We start from the raw sequence: 17,883 nt of genomic DNA on the forward strand, positions 1-17,883 counted from the left end.
CATACTTATTCAAATTTATTACTACAGAGTAACAATAAACACACTCAGTCACAAATTTTTTATATTTTTATGCTACTTAGTTGACTTATCCCATATAAAACCAATAATATCCAATTATACCCATAAAATACCAAAGATGTATGTCACTTTTTTTATCTAAATATTCTGGAAATATCGATAAGAAAGGACGTATATCTGTTCCGGTATCTTTCAGGTCAATTGTTTTGGCCGAAAAACCTAATACCTTAGTTTTGTATCCATCTATAAAAAGCTCATGTATTGAAGCTTGTAGCTTCAAGCGTTTAGAGCATATGAGTAAGGTGATTGCAACTCTTGATCCTTACTCTGAGGAAAGAGATGCATTTGAAACTATTGTGTTTGGTCAATCTGTCCAGCTATCTTTTGATGGAGAAGGAAGGATTATAATTCCTAAATTTTTGAATGAATATGCGGGTATAAAAGATCAGGTTATGTTTGTCGGTAAAGGCGAAGTGTTTGAAGTTTGGGAACCAGATAGCTTTGAGGAGTATTTAAATAAGGCAAGAAACACAGCTATTACAAATAAAAATGTTTTAAAAAATTTATGAAACACGTACCTGTCATGTTAGATGAAGTTATGCATTACTTATCTCCCAAACCAGAAGGACGTTATATAGATTGCACTTTTGGAGCTGGAGGATATTCACGCAAAATTTTATCTCATGCAGCAAATGTAATTGCAATAGACCAAGATCCCGATGCCAAAAAGGTAGCAAACGATTTTGAACGAGAATTTGGAGATCAATTTAGTTTTGTGCAAGGTAACTTTGCAGATATTAGAGATTTGGTCACAGGCAAGGTAGATGGGATTGTATGGGATTTGGGCGTATCATCAATGCAGCTAGATGAAGGAAATCGCGGATTTTCATTTGCAAAACCAGCGCAGCTTGATATGCGTATGAGTCAAAAAGGATATTCTGCAATGGATTTTGTAAACTCAGCAAGCGAGAAAGAGATTGCAGATGTCATTTTTCACAATGGAGGCGAAGTGAAGGCAAAACAAATTGCTAAACAAATAGTAGCATCCCGAAAGGAGTCTCCTATTACTACTACCACCCAGCTTGCAGATATAGTACGTAAAACCGTAAATCGTTATCATACTAAGATTGATTCAGCAACCAAAACCTTTCAAGCCATTAGAATCTTTATAAATGATGAGTTAGGCGCTTTAAAAAAGTCTTTAGCATCAGCAGCAAATTTGCTTAAAACAGGAGGCAAGATTGTTCTTGTTAGCTTTCATAGCTTGGAAGATAAGATTATTAAAGACTACTTAAAGGCTAATTCTGCAAAAAAAGTAGCCAAATCTAAGTACGCCAAAGTGGATAATTCAAGTTCAGATGCGATATATCAGCTTTTAACCCACAAAAGCGTTAAACCATCTGATGAAGAAGTAAAAAATAACCCACGAGCACGTTCTGCTAAACTACGTGCCGCTCAAAAAATTGCACTTTTATGAAATTGTTAACCTGTCTAAATATTTTGGTTTTAATCTTACTTATACATATGAATTTTCATTTCAAAAATAACTTTTATGAGATGACCGTGATGTCAAAACTGCTTGATTCAAAAATTATGCAAGAAAAACAAAACATAGCAACACTTAATGCTGAAATTGCCTACATCACTTCACCTAAATACTTAAGCGCTCTATCACATAAACATTTAAAGTTACAAAACGTTGATTACAAGCAAATTGTAAAAGATTTTCAACAAGCAAGTATACTATTAACGAAATGATGAAATTCAAAAATTATCTTTTTTATTGGCACTGCGAACCTTCAAAGGCTGTTGCCAGGACTTATTCCGTCATCCTAATTCTCATTATAGCTTTTGGCATTATAAACACAAAACTTCTGCAATTAGCAATGACACCAGGATTAGAAAATAATAATTCTAGTTTTATATCTTATTATCGTAAAGATATAGTAGATCGTAATGGTTCTTTAATTGCTACTAGCATACCTACGTATTCCCTTTTTGCTCATCCGGATTTAATTTATAATAAGAAACAAGCTGCAACCAAACTTTCCAAAATTATCAAGGCAGGTGGACAAAAGAAATTATTGAACAAACTACAATCGTCACATAAATTCACTTGGCTCGCAAGGAACTTAAATCCTTCTCAAGTTCAGCAAGTAAATGAACTAGGTATTCCAGGAGTTGATTTTGACACTTCTTTTAAAAGAATCTATTCTTATGGTAATCTATTATCTCACATACTAGGCTACGTCAGCATAGATAACAAAGGTTTAGCTGGAATTGAAAGGTTCTTTGACAATTCCCTTTTATCAGACCATAAAAACAACAATAAACATCATCCCTTACAATTAAGCGTTGATGTTGGTATCCAAAATATCGTAAGCGAAGAATTAGATAGCGCAATCAAAGAATTTAACGCATCCGGAGGCGTAGGAGTCGTAGTTGATCCAAATAATGGCGAGATACTTTCTCTTGTAAGTAAACCTGACTTTAACCCTCATAATCCAGGAAAAGCAAAAGCAAAACAGCTATTTAACAAGTCTTCGCTAGGAGTGTATGAGTTTGGCTCTGTATTCAAAATTCTAACAATGGCAATTGCTATGGAAACAAGAGCTGTAAAACATCTTAACCAAAAATACGATATTAGTCATTTAAAAGTAGGTAAATTTGAAATCAGTGACTACACACCAAGCCAAGGGCTACATAGTGTTGCAGAGATTTTTGCTAAATCTTCAAATAAAGGTACAGGCAAAATTGCGCTTGATATAGGCCAAGCTGATTTCAAGAAGTACTTACAAAAATTAAAACTAGATAAAAAATCTTTTGCTGAAATTCCCGAGACTACTACCCCGCTTTTGCCAAACACAAAAAAATGGAGTGACATCAGTACGGTAACAATCTCTTATGGCTATGGGATTGCAACTAACGTTCTTAACTTGATCCAGAGCATCTTACCAACGGTAAATGGAGGTATTTTCTACCCTTTAACCTTAGTTAAGCAAGATTCTCAAGTTTGTGGAGAGAGAATATTTTCAGAAAGAACTTCTAAGAATATTCAACATTTACTAAGACTAGTTGTTACCAATGGTACAGGAAGAAAGGCTGATGTTGAAGGGTATTTAGTTGGCGGAAAAAGTGGCACAGCTAATAAGGCACAAGGCAAGCAGTATAATAAAAATAGTCGAATTGCAAATTTTGTGTCCATATTCCCCTATACAAACCCTAAATATTTAGTCTATGTTATGCTTGATGATCCAAAACCGACTAAAGTTCACAGAACTGTCACCGGAGGAGCAAGCGCAGCAATAGCAACATCGAAAATTATCTCCAGAATTGTTGCATTCCAAGGTATTTTACCTTATGATGATGAAAAAGAGCTGCCATCAGGTGGTATAAAGCTTACAAGTTTAAATTAGAAAATAAACTAAGATAACGCATCTTGCCATATAAAAAATACGATTATATCTTATCACAAAATCCTTCCGGAATTTGTATTGACTCACGGATAGTCAGTGAAGGTGAGGTCTTTTTTGTGCCTTCTTATAAAAAATACGACCCCGTCAACTACATCAATCAGGCTTTAGATAAAGGAGCAAAACTTGTTGTTACAGATCATCCAGGATTCCAAAATAAAGAAAAAGTAATCTACGTTGAAAACGTAACAAGAGCTCTTTGGTACTGCGCAGATAAGTTTTACTCCAATTTACCACGACATAAAATTGCTATAACGGGAACAAATGGCAAGACCTCTACTACAGATTATGTAAGACAAATATTCATTTTGTTAGGACAAAAAGCTGGAAGTATTGGAACGCTTGGCGCAATCTCCAACGTTAATCTTGATAACTCTATCTTAAATCTTGCATTCTTAACCTCTAATGATCTAATTACAAATTATAAGATATTATCTCAACTCAAAGAACGGGAAGCTGATTATGCCTGCTTAGAAGGGTCAAGCTTGGGCATACATCAAGGACGATTAGGGCAAATTAAATTTGACTGTGCTGCGTTCACCTCGTTTTCCCAAGACCATTTAGATTATCATCATACTTTATCAAATTACTTTCAGGCCAAATTAGATCTTTTTAGAAATAACCTTACTCCTACACATCATATTTTTATATCTGAACAAGTATGTAACATAGCAGATGAGATGAATTTTGACTTACCTTTTAAATTTGAGATTATAGGAGAGTCTGCATTTTGCGATGCTCGAATAGATTTTAAATATCATGATGTTAATGGACAGCTAATACAATTTGTGTATCATAATCACGAATATGCATTTGAGACTGATATAACAACAAAAGTTCAAGGCTATAATTTAGTCTTTGCAGCCTTGTTAGTCCATAAATGTGGTTTTAGCTTAAAAGAGATAATGAAGGTTATTCCCCATGTAAAACCTGTGGCAGGTAGAATGCAAAAAATTCCTGATCCTAAAAATTTCAGACATATTTTTGTAGATTTTGCACATGACCCGTATTCTCTTCAAAATATCCTTTTAGAGCTTCAAAAATTAAAAAATTCAGATTCGGCAAGAATTTTTTGTATATTCGGTTGTGGAGGCGATAGGGATAAACTCAAAAGACCTATAATGGGTAAAGTTGCTTCTGAGTTAGCAGATCAAGTGATTGTTACAGACGATAATCCAAGATCCGAAAATCCACAACTTATTAGATCTGATATTATTCACGGTATTACCAAAGGTAATTATATAGAAATTGCGGATCGCAAAATTGCTATAAAAGAAACATTGAAAATAATGAATATTAATGACATACTGTTAGTTACTGGCAAAGGTCATGAAGATTATCAAATTTATGGTAATCATAAGATGCCCTTTAGTGATGTAGAAATTATAGAACAGTGTTTATCAGAATAATCATATGAAATACATTTGGAGTAAGGAAGACCTATCTTTAGCACTAAACCAAGATATAGGATTTGATGGAGGTCCTGTGAGTTCTAACTCCAAGGAAATCAAGCCTGGAGATATTTTTATAGCACTTAAAGGAGGAAAAACAGATGGGCATAACTATATTGAAGATGCCTTGAAACGAGACGCAAGCTTTGTAATTGCTAGCCATATTCCTTCAAAATTAAAACAAACTGAAAAAATTATAATTGTTGAAGATACATACCAAGCTCTTTTATCTCTGGCCGCTTTCAGACGCAGGCAGTCAAAAGCTAAATTTATCTCTATTACAGGCAGTTGTGGCAAGACTTCGACTAAATTCTACTTAACGCAAATTTTATCAAAATTTGCAAAATCTACGTGCAGTCAAGCAAGTTTTAATAACTACCTGGGAGTACCCCTAACTCTTGCATCCCTGCCCTTGGATGCTGAATACGTTGTGATGGAAATAGGCACAAATCATTTAGATGAAATTAAGCCTTTAGCACAATTAGTCAAGTCTGATATAGCCATAATCACAAATGTTCTATCTGCACATATAGGAAATTTTTCTTCTTTTCACGAACTGGTTTATGAAAAAGCTCAAATTTTCCAAGGCACCTTACCTAACGCCATAGGTATCATCAATAAATCATTAGATACAAAATGTTTGGAGATTATTCAAAAGGAAGCAACATTAAATGGCATACAAAAACTTCTATATTTTGGAGGAGAAAAATCTCAAGTAGATGCAGCCGTACTTGATTATAAATTACTCGATAACTCTTTAGCTCAAGTACAAATCCAGGTTGGGAATATGATACTCAACTATACCACTGGGGTCATAGGAAAACATAATGCCGCTAATTTTCTTGCGATTATTCTGGCTTGCATGCATCTAGAACTTGATTTAGATAAAGTTTTAACATCTTTTAAAGATTTAAAAAATATAGACGGGAGAGGTAAAATCATATCTGTTACAAAGTTCGATAAGTCTTTCAAAATAATAGATGATGCTTTTAATGCAAACCCTGGATCTACTAGTGCTGCCTTAGAAAATTTTGCACATTTCCAATCTGAACAAAAAGTTGTAGTATTGTCGGATATGCTTGAGTTAGGAAAAGATTCCTTAACATTTCATCAAAATTTAAAGCCAACGCTTATAAAATCTGGCGCATATAAGTTTATCGCTGTTGGAGAAATGATGAAACATTTATATGATCACGTAGAGGGCATTGAGAAGCACTTTTTTCAAGATACCAATAAACTTCTTGCTTCAATACATGATTTAATTGTAGATGGAGATGTGCTATTATTTAAAGGGTCAAAGTCGACAAATTTACACCAGGCCGTTGATTTTTTAAAAAATTAAAGATGACAGCTAAGCTAAATCAATATTTAAATATCTGGAAGCTATTAATTTGCAACTTATTTTTGTCTCTATTTTCAGTTAAATTTTACGAGAAAATATACAAAAATTTTCAAGGCTTTGGGTTTAAATACTTTCTATCTTGTCTACTTATAGCAAGCATTATCAAATCCACTATATTGTTTATTGATCTGCAGCAAATAGTGAACTACTTAAAATACGATCAGCAAAACTATTATAGTAGCCTGCTTCAAAGTTTTTTTACGCAGTTTCCAACAATTCAATATGATGGCAAAAGCATTGCTATAGAAAAAGATGAGGCACTTGACATAGCAAATCCTTTTGATGAAACACAAAAATTACTAAGTATCACCTCATCAGGCAAAAACGACTGGTCGCAAAGCAGCTTAATAGTACTTTCAAAAGAAAATTTAATAATTAACTCAAGTGAAAAGCCTTATATTATACCGTACTACAAAATTGATACTAAACCTTCCGTAATCAACGGAGATAGATTAAAAACTTTGATAGGTTTTTATATCAGTGAGTTTAAGTACCAAATATGGAGCGGAATTTTTTTTGCAATTTGCTTTGTTTTCGCTAGCGTTACTTTTTCACGCTATATTTTTCTAATTGCAATTATTAGTTTTGTCGTGAAATTTATCTTAAACAAAGATTTGCAAAACTGTATCCGCACAATAATGTTTGCAATTGCAGGAATTTCAGCAATTCAGCTACTCATACCCTTACAACTATTCAGCTACTACACAATATTAAACTTTTCTTTAGCAACTATAGCTATACTTAAAGCTGAAAAAGCTTATGAATAGCAACACAAAACCAGGCATTAATTCTCTTTAGTACCGTTCTAGCTTTTCTAAATATTATTTTACAATTTACAAATCTATAAAATAAGATTATGATAAATAATGATATATAGCTTTACGTTAATGCTATATATAAGTACTTTACATTTAGCTTAATTTATAGGTAAAATTTATGGCAGAAAACCAAACTTCAGAATTAGTCAAATCTATATCTTATTTGTTGGCATCAGTTGGAGCCGTTAACTGGGGTCTTGTAGGACTACTAGATTTTAACCTAGTATCAGCACTTTTAGGCGAAGGAAGCCTAATAACGCAGATTGTTTATATCGTTGTAGGATTAAGCGGTATATCCTCATTGTTTCACGTAATCAAAAAATATGTTTAGTATAAAGTGTGCTCTAATAATTTTTACGGACCAGTCTCAGTATTCACTGTAGCCTTAGCTCCCGTCCACGGAAGTGTGTTATATGGACTGTAGAATTTCATACCCCAGTTTATTCCTCCACCACCCACTACCCTTAAATATACCCTAACTGTATTATATGCTCCAGCCACCAGATTGTTTTGAATTGCAGTTGTTAAACTGCCAATGCCCCCTGGAGCATTTTTATAATCACGCCAAACTGTATCAGTATTAGAAGTGGAATAAAGTGCATAACCACTAAAGGTTGTGCTGTCACTTGTTATTTGAGTCCAAGTACTACTATTTAAGCTACCAGAATAAGTACTAGCATTACTCATATAAATTCTCACATAATCATTAAACTGCAAGTAATCCATTGAAACATATTGTTTTGCAGCTTCAGTTGCAACATAAAAAGTTATCCTATAGTCATTGGTACTAGTTGCATTAATACCATTTTGTCCTGTACCCCAACAAGTATTCATATGCACCCAGTAATAGGGAGCATACGTGGTAGTATCACTATAGATATTGAGAGCACATCCTGTCCAACTATTATTTGTGACATAATAATGGAAATCATATACTTCATCTTTTGTACATCCTTCAAAACTAGCTCCATGTGTGGAATTACTAGACGTTCCGCTATACAAATCAGTTGCTGTAGTGGATACTGTATCAAGATAAGCGCTACTACCATTGGTTTGACAATACCTAGTCATTGAGCCATTTTCACTATATCCACTAGCACAAGTACCAGTAGAAAGACTCCCGATAGAAGTAACTGGCCAAGTTGCGTAACCACTAGTGCTAGATGCTGTTGTTACTGCAGCGCAACCACAACCAGAAAAATTAGTTGAAGTACCATTTGTAATCGTATCTAATTGAGGTATGCTATTTACTACATTACATGTTCTGCTCATTTTAGAACTATTTATAGCACCAAAGCCACTCCCACAAGTTCCCGTTGATGTACTATTTACAGTGGCTCTTGTCCATGTTGCATAACCACTTGTTACATCTGCACTCGAATCTACGCCGCATACACAAGGTAAATTGTAAGAAAGATTTATACCAGTAGTACCACCAGTTGTAGAACCAACTCCTCTCATGGTTATAGTAATGGTGTTCGCACCATATTTTAAGTTAGATATGATTGCAGCATTCAAATTGGTAAAATTTGGGTCAAGAGTATTGTAATATTGTGCAACCAGTACATCACCAGCAGTACTAGACCAAACATAATAACCATTAATCGTAGCATTGTCATTAGTAACTTGAACACCATTTACTGAGATACGAAGATAATCATTATATTCTAACACAGTAAAATACATACTAACTTGAGATAGGTTTACACCGGTAGGTATATTAAAGCTAACTGTACCAGTATTACCTGTTCCAGCAGCTATGGGATTCTTCATGAATACTATAGTACCTGCAGTACCGGTACTATCTGGAGTCACTGTTCCTGTAATATTTCCAGACACTGTAGGTGTAGAAGAGATACAGTTAGTTATGCAACCATCAAAATTATTTGAAGTACCATCACTCGCTAAAGTCTCTAATTGAGATACGCCACTGACGTAATTACAAGTTCTGGCCATATTAGAACTTACTGGGGTATAACCACTTCCACAAGTACCTGTAGCTACAGCTCCAACAGGCGCTGCTGTCCATGTCGCATAACCACTTGTCACATCTGCGGTTGTATCCGCAGCACATTGAGGATAACAGGTTGTATTATATCCAAGACTTGCATAAAGATAAGCGCTTATATTAGAAATCGCTTTAACTGTTATAGTAATAGTATTTGTTTGACCAATTTTTAAATTAGCTAATATTGCAGCATTCAAATTAGTAAAATTTGGATCAAGAGTAGTGTAGTCTTGGTAAGTTAGTACATCACTAGAACCGCTAGACCAAAGTACATAACCATTAATTGTATTAGTGTCAGTAGTAATCTGAGTGCCATTTACTGAAATCCTAATATAATCATTATATTTTAACGTAGTAAAATATATCCCTACTTGAGAAAGACTTATACCGCTAGGTATATTAAAATTAGCAGTAAAAGTATATGTTCCAGCACTTGAAAAAGCTACAAAACTAGTAGAAGTCGAGCCAGTGCTGGCGAATACTATTTTACCTCCATTACCGTTACTATTCGGAGTAACCGTTGCAGTATTACTTCCACCTGGTGTTGCAGTAGGGCTAAGAGCAATACAGGTAGATAAACAACCGTAGAAATTAGTTGAAGTTCCATTCGTCAGGGCATCAAGTTGAGCTAAACCATTTACAAGACTGCAAGATCTACGCATATATGATGAACTCACAGCTGTGTAACCGCTACTACAAGTACCAACTGAGTTGTTTCCGGTAGTTACAGTTGTCCAGGTCGCATTACCTCCACTATCATTAGAACAACCAGATTGACAACCAGCAAAGTTTCCACTTGATGTTGCACCGTTAGCATTTATGGTTTCAAGAGCTGCGACATTGTTTGTTATGGAGCACAATCTGCTCATCTTAGAAGAATTGACTGAAATATATCCAGTGTTACATGTGCCGGTTGATGAAGCATTTATTGTGGATGACGGCCAAGTAGCATTACCAGCGGTCTCACCAGCACAATTTCCTAAAATACAACCAGCAAAATTCCCACTTGTCGTAGCACCATTGGCATTGATGGTTTCAAGTGTCACAGCATTATTCACAATTGCACATGATCTGGTCATTTTACCTGTGTTAACAGGTACATAATTCGTCATACAACTACCCGTTGATGATGATCCATAACTTGCGCTCGACCACGTAGCATAACCTGTAGAAGAATTAGCCGATGTAACAGCAGCACAAGTTCCATACACACAACCTCCAAAACTTGTTCCCTTACTAGAATTACTAGATGTACCACTAACCGTAGAACTTACCGTAGATACCGTATCCAAAACTCCAGCACTGCTAGATAAAGCACAGTACCTAGTCATTTTGGTTGAATCTAGTGCAATATATCCAGAATTACACGTACCAGCTGAAATGCCACCTACAGCAGTCTGAGTCCATGTTGCATAACCAGCACCATCACTACTACACTGACTGTAGCAAAGCTGATTGTATGCCATAGTTATATAAAATCCACCTCCACCAACTGTTTTTGCGTTAATCGTAATCGTATTAGATTCAACCTTTAAGTTATTTAATAGAGCTGCATTCAAGTTACTTAAGTTAGAATCCAAGGTAGTATAGTTACGCCAACCACCAACGTCAGTTGAGGCAGAAGTCCAAAGGGGATAGCTTGTACCATTGTATGCTATGGTAGAGCTATCTGTAGTAATTTGAGTACCATTTACAAGAATTTGGATATAATCAGCAAATTGCACGCTAGTGAAATAAAGATCTGCTTGAGATGAAGTAAATGGCAACGTGAAATTAATCGTCATGGTATTAGTACCACTACTAGTTATAGTATTAGTACCAGCGCTACCTGTGCTAAGTACTATAGTTCCCCCATCAACACTTTTCGTGCTGGTGGAATTGTTTTGAACAGTGATCTTCCCTCCTCCATTAAGAGATGAACCATTTGAAGGAGAAAGACTAATATTATAAATACAACCAGCCACACAACCACCAAAAGTACTAGAAACCCTTGTGCTATTAGTATCCCAAGTGGTTATTCCCGTTGATTGTAAAAAGCAATATCTAGTCATTAAACTCGAATCTACAGGTATATAATTAGTCACACAACTTCCGGTTGCTAATGCTCCAGCACTACTAGCTGCAGGCCATGTAGCCATATATGTAACACTATCGCTTGAAACGGCACACGTTGCAGGAGGCACGGTAATACATGCACTAGAATTTTCTAAACCTATCTTGCTACGGACATTTTGACCTAACGGTACGGAAGTATTATCGCCATAATTATAGTAATCAGATGAAGACAAACTAGGAGTAGTTGCACTTGGGCTTACCCGATCACTAGGACTGATACTAGTCCAAGTTGAACTACCGTCAAGAGCAGTATAATTATTTGCTAAAATACACTGAGTCGTATCGTTTTGACAACCTTTTGTATTATCTATACACAGATAAGATCCTCCCCTTACGTAATGCCCCCCAATATACTCCAAACCATTTAAGTATATTGCACATGTATCTTGATCACATGATGAAGATGGCATAGCGCTGTTTAAATAATTGCCCCACATAGAGTCATACATAGTATTACCGCTGTAGCTTACTATACGATTATCGCTTGAAGTAGTTGGTTGATAAGGTATGGTAAGGTTATTTGTATCTACAACGTGAGTAGTAAAGGAAGCCCCACCAAGATATAAAACTGGATCAGAAGGTAAAGAAGACCAGTCTGAAGTAAATTGCGGCACCGTCATTGTAGCAGTTGCGTTATAAGGAGTACCACTCTTACCTTTAGCACTCCACGTTACAGTAGCACATGGTGATATATGGGTTGCTGTACTACAAGATGTAATGCTCGGCGTAGGAATGTCGACACGATCAATACAATCTAATTTAACATCAGGATAAGTAGTACCAGGGAATGTTTGATAAGCACAAACATGACTATAATCCTCTGTATTTTGATCTATTTGAATATAAAATTTGTTGCTGGAGCTTGTTCCAGTGTATACATCTACATAAGGTAAAGAAACTGGAGAACTAGAGGTAGATAAAGGTCCTGTTGGGGCTGTTGTAGTTGCGGTAACTGAAAGGTTAAAACTATCCGAATATTCACCCACATCAACTCCCCAAATGCTTTGACAAAATTGTGTTGATTGGACCACTGAACCCATACTACTAGGAGGCGTATATCCATTAGTATTAGTTGTACTTCCACAATCTGGTAGATCGACATAATAGTAATTCGAAACTTCCACAATATTAGTCATAGATGAATCTAGCACTTGATATAAAACCCTATACTGCTTTCCCGAATTAATTGTAATATTACCAACTTGTGATAAGCTCAATGCGGAACCCAAGACCAGGTTATTATTTGCCAAAGCGCTAGTTCTAGTAAGAGATAGGGAAATATTCACACAATTTTTAGTCACATTACCCGAACAAGCCTGAACAGGATGAGTATATCCTATACGCACCGTGTTATTTAAGAAATTATTGTCAAAATTACTGTGTACACAAGTTATTGGACTGCATAATGTATATGGAGTGGTTTGATTAGTTTGGGCGCTTGTCAGACCGTAGCAATTTTGGTATAAATTTCCTTTTGGATCTGTAGAACAGATAGAATCCAATAAGCCAGTCACTATACTCGCTGAAGTAGGACAATAATTTGGAGGATAATCTCCTAGAGGAAAATTGATGCAACCATAATTCGCATCAGCATATTTATTAACTTGACTATTATTTTGTAAAATCATTATCCAGAATGAAGTCTCTTGTGTAAGAAATATAGCCCATACCTCAAAAAGTTTACCTATTACTTTTAAGGTTTTTTGATTAGCACCCATTGAAGAAGCTAACATTGAAACTATAATTTCAGCCATATTAAACCCAGTTCCCAATTGACATTGTTGCCATAATTGCAATAAAGTTAATAACATAGTTGCAATTGGACTTTGGACTGCAGAACCTCCATGAAATGGTTGCATTACTGGATTAATATCGAAAAGGTCAAGAGGAATATGCTGAAAAACAGCATTAATCGCCCCCCCCAACAAAAATCCCTTTATGGCGCTTACTAAATCACTTAAGGAAAAGTTGCCATAAACTATAGGATTTACGGAAGATTTTAAAATGTTTGGATCTAGTACAGTCCATAGATCTAAGACCCAAGGATCGTCATAAGCACAAATTTTAGGCCTTAAAATAGAATATTGAGCACCCGTCCGATCTGCTACTAAATCATCCCATTGTGTTACTCCATAAGTATCCAAATGTTGACCTCTGGTCCCATACACAGGATCGGTGCCTTGCATGTATCCAGGATCAGCCGCAAACCCATCACTTGAAGGAGAAGCAATACGAGCACACACTCTTTTAGTAGTAATTAAGTACTTTGTACTGAAAAAATTACATTCTCCCTTTAATCCGTCTAGCTGAAAAGTTTCAGCCCAACATCCACCAAAACATACCAAATTTCTCAGCTTAATCTTAGTAGAATTACTTCCAGGGTCTTCAGCACACGTCCATTGATTTACCTCAAATTTATCAGCAATGCCATATCGATATAAACAATTAGCTTCTCGCCCTGTAGGCCCTCTACCTGCTTTTCTGTTATAAGGTGGCAGAATCTTCATATAGTTTGGAGTTATTACTCTATTATTGTCAGTACACGCACTTCCAACACATGTTCTGCCATTGACACCAGGATGATTAGGATCTCCGAAATAGTATGTGGGGGTTGTTACGGGAGTAACGAGGCTTGTTAGTGCATTAACAAATTTGCTCCACCAGCTTGCTTGAGCATTGCTAAAGCAGAGTAGAAGAGATATAAAAATAAATTTACTCAATCTCGAAAGCTGCATACAATTTATTTAAAAATTCTTCTTTGTTAAGCCTCAAGCTACGAATTTGAGTATAATCAGCGTAATCATTGGCATTTAGGGACAAGACTTTTAGTAATTTTGGATAATCAACTAAATTCAAATCAGCACTAACCATAAAATCTTTTTGCTCGATTAAAAAATAATTTCCTTTAGGTGGAAGAGCTCTATACACTTCCTCTCCTTCTTCAGTAAAATTCATCAGTTCAGCAATATTTTGTATTAAATTCTCTCCCGATAGTAAAAATCTCGTCGCTACGTTTGCAACAATAGTGGCCCATAGATCACTTGCTGGATCCATTTGACCGGAATCCACAGACATTAGAATTATTCCATTTTGCCTTTGCATTTCTTCAAAAGCTTCTGTTAAATATACTGCTGCTAAATATTTTTCTGTTATAAGATCATCTAGATCAGATATCACTAAAATTTTCTTACGATTCGGAGAATTTCTCTTAGCAAAAAATTTGAAAAATAAAAACATCACAGCTCCTCTCAAGGCATGATGTTTTTTGAGATCTTCCCGATATTGATGAACATATCTCTCTTCTTTTGGATAATTCTTTTTCTCAAAATCAGCTTCAGTGAAAAAACTTAAGTCAAAATAGCAAATATAATCCAAATCAAAGTCTGTAATACTGTTAGAAAACAAATCTTTGTATCTAGTTGTAAATAATTCTAGGGTATCCTTAATTCTTTTAGCAGCTGGAGTATTTAATACTTCAAGAGTAGCTAAATTCTTTAAAAACTTTTGTTCTACAGGCATTTCTGGTACGGATTGCACAACTTGTAGTAAAATATCACTCTCTTCGTCCGACATTTTTTGCAAATTACAAGCAATACTCAAAAATTCAAACAACTCTTCTTCATCTAAAAACAAAAGAGGATTGGGTAGAGATAGATGATCACAAATTTTACCATCCAGAACTTCTATTAGAGCATTGCTCTTAAAATGACTAGCAAGATATAGCACTTCTGGCTTATATTTCATGGACATAGTAAATAAAAAATTTACTAACGTAGTCCTACCACTATTCTTAGCACCCAAAACCAATGTATGCCCCACATCATTGGGATGAAAATTAAAGAAATAAATACTACCTTTATTGGTAGCAAAATTAACCAAAGGCTTACCCCATACATTTTCATAATTTCCCCCAGGAAGAGCATAGAGACAAGAAAAAGCACCTATATATTTCTTAAGTACTGTCTGATTGCGTTTAATCAACTGAAAATTTGCTGGAACTCTTGACCAAAAAGCATATTCTATGTCAACGTCTTCTTTTACGCATATTAAGCCTATCTTGGCCATAGCTTCGGCTACCTTAGAAACATTTTTTTCTAAAGTTTCTAAATCAGATTCTGTGATAGAAATATTAATCTGGTGAGTACAAAATTGCTCTTCATGATTCTCAGAAGTAATTTCTCTAATTCCTACAGCTTGTATTAAAGAAGCATCTTCTCTCAAACCTGACAAATAATCTAGTTCTTTCAAAGGTTTTTGCGCATCGTCTTTATGTATTATAGAAAAAAGCTCATTAATTACCATTGTGCAGTTAAGACCTAATAAATAATGAAGCTGAGATGGAGATACCTCCTGATATTCCTTTAGTCCTATAATTGCCACATGCTTTGCTACATCATTTTTATGAATTTCTAAAGTATCATGTCCTATAACGTATTTAGTAGGAGCAACATCAAGCGCTAGATCCATATCTTTCAGATCTATATCAACTCTGTCAAAATATATAATCCGCCCTAAAAAAGCACTAAAAGGGGATACATATTTACCATTTTCAAAGGTAACTTTTAGCTTTTTAGCTTCAAACATCCTCAGATCATATAACATCAAATCTACGATTCGATTCAAATCTTCGTGTGCCAACTCTAATCTTTCGGTATGAAGATCACAAATAAATCCAGCATCCAGAGAATTGATAAATTTCTGCCAATCAGTTAAGTGCAAAGGGGAATGTTGATATACGATAGTTATGTAAAGATCATTTACAAGTCTTTTTTTAAGATAATTTTTATTATCCCAAGCATCTTTTAAATCTCGAGCAAATTGTTTTTCATAGGTAACATCATCAGAAAAATCAACTTCCTTTCTAACCGTAGAAATCCAAATTGCAACCTGATTATTTTTAACGTGCTGATCTATTGATTTACGCAACTCAGTCCTAACGTCGTATAAACCCGTAATTTTATTTCCAAGACGATGCACATCCTTAATTGCTATAGTTTGTATTAATCTGCCGTTCTTAGTTAATAAGGTCTGTTCATCATAATGACTAACCATAGGTATGAAATAACTTAGGTCAAGATCCTTAAATACCTTATCAAAAATATTTTTTTCCATTGTATAAAACACGAATAGATGTTTAAATAATATTAATATCACTTGCAGCCGTAATTGCTATGATACTTATGGCTGATAATAAAAATAACTTCTCAACTGTTACGAAAAAGTTATGACTCTATTTGAAACTGCTAAATTATCTGATGGCCCAAGCCTTTTTCATGAATACGAATATTCTGTTAGTCAAATCTCAAGTGAGATTAAAACAATTATTGAGGCAAACCTTGGTTATGTAAGGGTTAAAGGCGAAATATCAGGCTTAAAAATTGCCGCATCTGGGCATGGTTATTTTAATCTAAAAGATGAAGGAGCAGTTCTGGCCTGTACCTGCTGGAGATCAGCCATGAGTAAAATCAATATCAAACTAGAAGATGGCGTTGAAGTAGTTGCTGTTGGCAAAATTTCTACTTACGCAGGTCAATCCAAATATCAATTGAGCGTTGATAAAGTAGAAATCTCTGGCATTGGTAATTTGATGAAGATACTGGCAGAGCGTAAAGAAAAATTCGAAAAGGAAGGATTATTTGATAAGGCTTACAAAAAACCTTTACCATTTTTACCCAAAACTATAGGAGTTGTTACTTCTATCACAGGTTCTGTTATAAAAGACATAATACACCGTATTAGTGATCGTTTTCCTTCGCAGGTACTTATCTGGCCAGTAACAGTCCAAGGAGAAAATGCTGCTAAAGAAATTTCTGATGCTATTAACAACTTTAACGCTCAAGCAGGAGAACTACGTCCTGACGTAATAATTGTAGCACGAGGAGGAGGCTCTATTGAAGATTTATGGGCATTTAATGAGGAAGTAGTAGTAAGATCTGTATTTAGTTCCCAGATACCCATCATTTCTGCGGTGGGACATGAAACAGATTTTACCCTAATTGATTTTGTTGCAGATGTCAGAGCCCCTACTCCCACTGCAGCTGCAGAATTTGCTGTACCAGTATTAAAAGATCTCAAATTTAGTCTGAACAACTATATAAATATTTTAATAGAAGGACTTAAAAATTATTTTCATAATAAAGAAAAATTGCTTGCAGCTTACAGAGGTAGTCTAGATCTTGATATATTTATATCCCAAAAACAACAAAGGCTTGATGATTTATGCTTTGCTCTTTTAGAACTACCTGATAAATATTTTCAAATTAAACATCTTGAATTGTCTAAAATAGATGTCTCTTCAATTGATCTGTCATACTTTTTATCTAACCTAAATCTGACATTAAAAGGCCAAGAAACTAAGCTGAAACATGAAATCACCATATTTTTGGACAAAAAAACAGCCGAGATTAACTTACATCAATCACTACTTGAAACTTTAGATATAAAAAATGTTCTCAAAAGGGGCTTTGCTATCATCAAACAAGATGATAGAATTATCAGTTATAAAAAGGAATTTGATAATTGCACTCAAGTAGAGATGCAATTTCAAGATGGGTCAATTATTGCAGATGTTAATGTGAAGAATTGATCCTAAATAGCT

The 17,883-nt window shown here is 35.0% G+C and carries 11 protein-coding genes; 9 read left to right on the top strand and 2 right to left on the bottom strand.

What is annotated here, in order from left to right; all coding sequences use genetic code 11:
* The first annotated feature begins 140 nt into the window (after window positions 1-140).
* The 8 genes from phytr_RS02845 to phytr_RS02880 all read left to right on the top strand — a co-directional run bounded on the left by phytr_RS02845 (window position 141) and on the right by phytr_RS02880 (window position 7,493).
* Window positions 141-587 (top strand): division/cell wall cluster transcriptional repressor MraZ, encoded by a 447-nt coding sequence (locus tag phytr_RS02845; RefSeq protein WP_106874381.1) that lies wholly within the window; start codon window positions 141-143, stop codon window positions 585-587.
* Window positions 584-1,495 (top strand): 16S rRNA (cytosine(1402)-N(4))-methyltransferase RsmH, encoded by a 912-nt coding sequence (gene rsmH / locus phytr_RS02850; protein ID WP_106874382.1) that lies wholly within the window; start codon window positions 584-586, stop codon window positions 1,493-1,495. The genes phytr_RS02845 and rsmH overlap by 4 nt, the downstream gene beginning before the upstream one ends.
* Before the next feature lie 47 nt (window positions 1,496-1,542).
* Window positions 1,543-1,776, top strand: coding sequence for a hypothetical protein (locus phytr_RS02855; RefSeq protein WP_158706837.1), 234 nt, complete (start codon window positions 1,543-1,545; stop codon window positions 1,774-1,776).
* A complete protein-coding gene (locus phytr_RS02860; protein ID WP_106874384.1) occupies window positions 1,773-3,434 on the top strand; it encodes a peptidoglycan D,D-transpeptidase FtsI family protein in 1,662 nt (553 codons plus the stop codon). The genes phytr_RS02855 and phytr_RS02860 overlap by 4 nt, the downstream gene beginning before the upstream one ends.
* A gap of 23 nt (window positions 3,435-3,457) precedes the next feature.
* Window positions 3,458-4,900, top strand: a complete 1,443-nt coding sequence (locus phytr_RS02865) for a UDP-N-acetylmuramoyl-L-alanyl-D-glutamate--2,6-diaminopimelate ligase (protein ID WP_158706838.1) — start codon at window positions 3,458-3,460, stop codon at window positions 4,898-4,900.
* 4 nt (window positions 4,901-4,904) lie between these two features.
* Window positions 4,905-6,284: a UDP-N-acetylmuramoyl-tripeptide--D-alanyl-D-alanine ligase gene (locus phytr_RS02870; protein WP_106874386.1), complete on the top strand. Its 1,380-nt coding sequence runs from the start codon at window positions 4,905-4,907 to the stop codon at window positions 6,282-6,284.
* Window positions 6,285-6,286: 2 nt separating this feature from the next.
* Entirely contained in the window at window positions 6,287-7,111 is an 825-nt protein-coding gene (locus phytr_RS02875; protein ID WP_106874387.1) for a DUF1189 family protein, read from the top strand.
* Window positions 7,112-7,280: 169 nt separating this feature from the next.
* Window positions 7,281-7,493, top strand: a complete 213-nt coding sequence (locus phytr_RS02880; RefSeq protein ID WP_106874388.1) for a DUF378 domain-containing protein — start codon at window positions 7,281-7,283, stop codon at window positions 7,491-7,493.
* A gap of 23 nt (window positions 7,494-7,516) precedes the next feature.
* On the opposite strand, the gene phytr_RS02885 is transcribed toward phytr_RS02880, so the two are convergent.
* Window positions 7,517-14,020, bottom strand: coding sequence for a beta strand repeat-containing protein (locus phytr_RS02885; protein WP_106874389.1), 6,504 nt, complete (start codon window positions 14,018-14,020; stop codon window positions 7,517-7,519).
* Window positions 13,998-16,397, bottom strand: coding sequence for a VirB4 family type IV secretion/conjugal transfer ATPase (locus phytr_RS02890; RefSeq protein WP_106874390.1), 2,400 nt, complete (start codon window positions 16,395-16,397; stop codon window positions 13,998-14,000). Before phytr_RS02890 ends, phytr_RS02885 begins: the two co-directional genes overlap by 23 nt.
* Before the next feature lie 112 nt (window positions 16,398-16,509).
* Between phytr_RS02890 and xseA the strand changes: the two genes are divergently transcribed.
* Window positions 16,510-17,871, top strand: coding sequence for an exodeoxyribonuclease VII large subunit (gene xseA / locus phytr_RS02895; protein ID WP_106874391.1), 1,362 nt, complete (start codon window positions 16,510-16,512; stop codon window positions 17,869-17,871).
* Window positions 17,872-17,883: the final 12 nt, after the last annotated feature.

The organism is Candidatus Phycorickettsia trachydisci (assembly GCF_003015145.1).
Taxonomy (GTDB): Bacteria; Pseudomonadota; Alphaproteobacteria; order Rickettsiales; family Rickettsiaceae; genus Phycorickettsia; species Phycorickettsia trachydisci.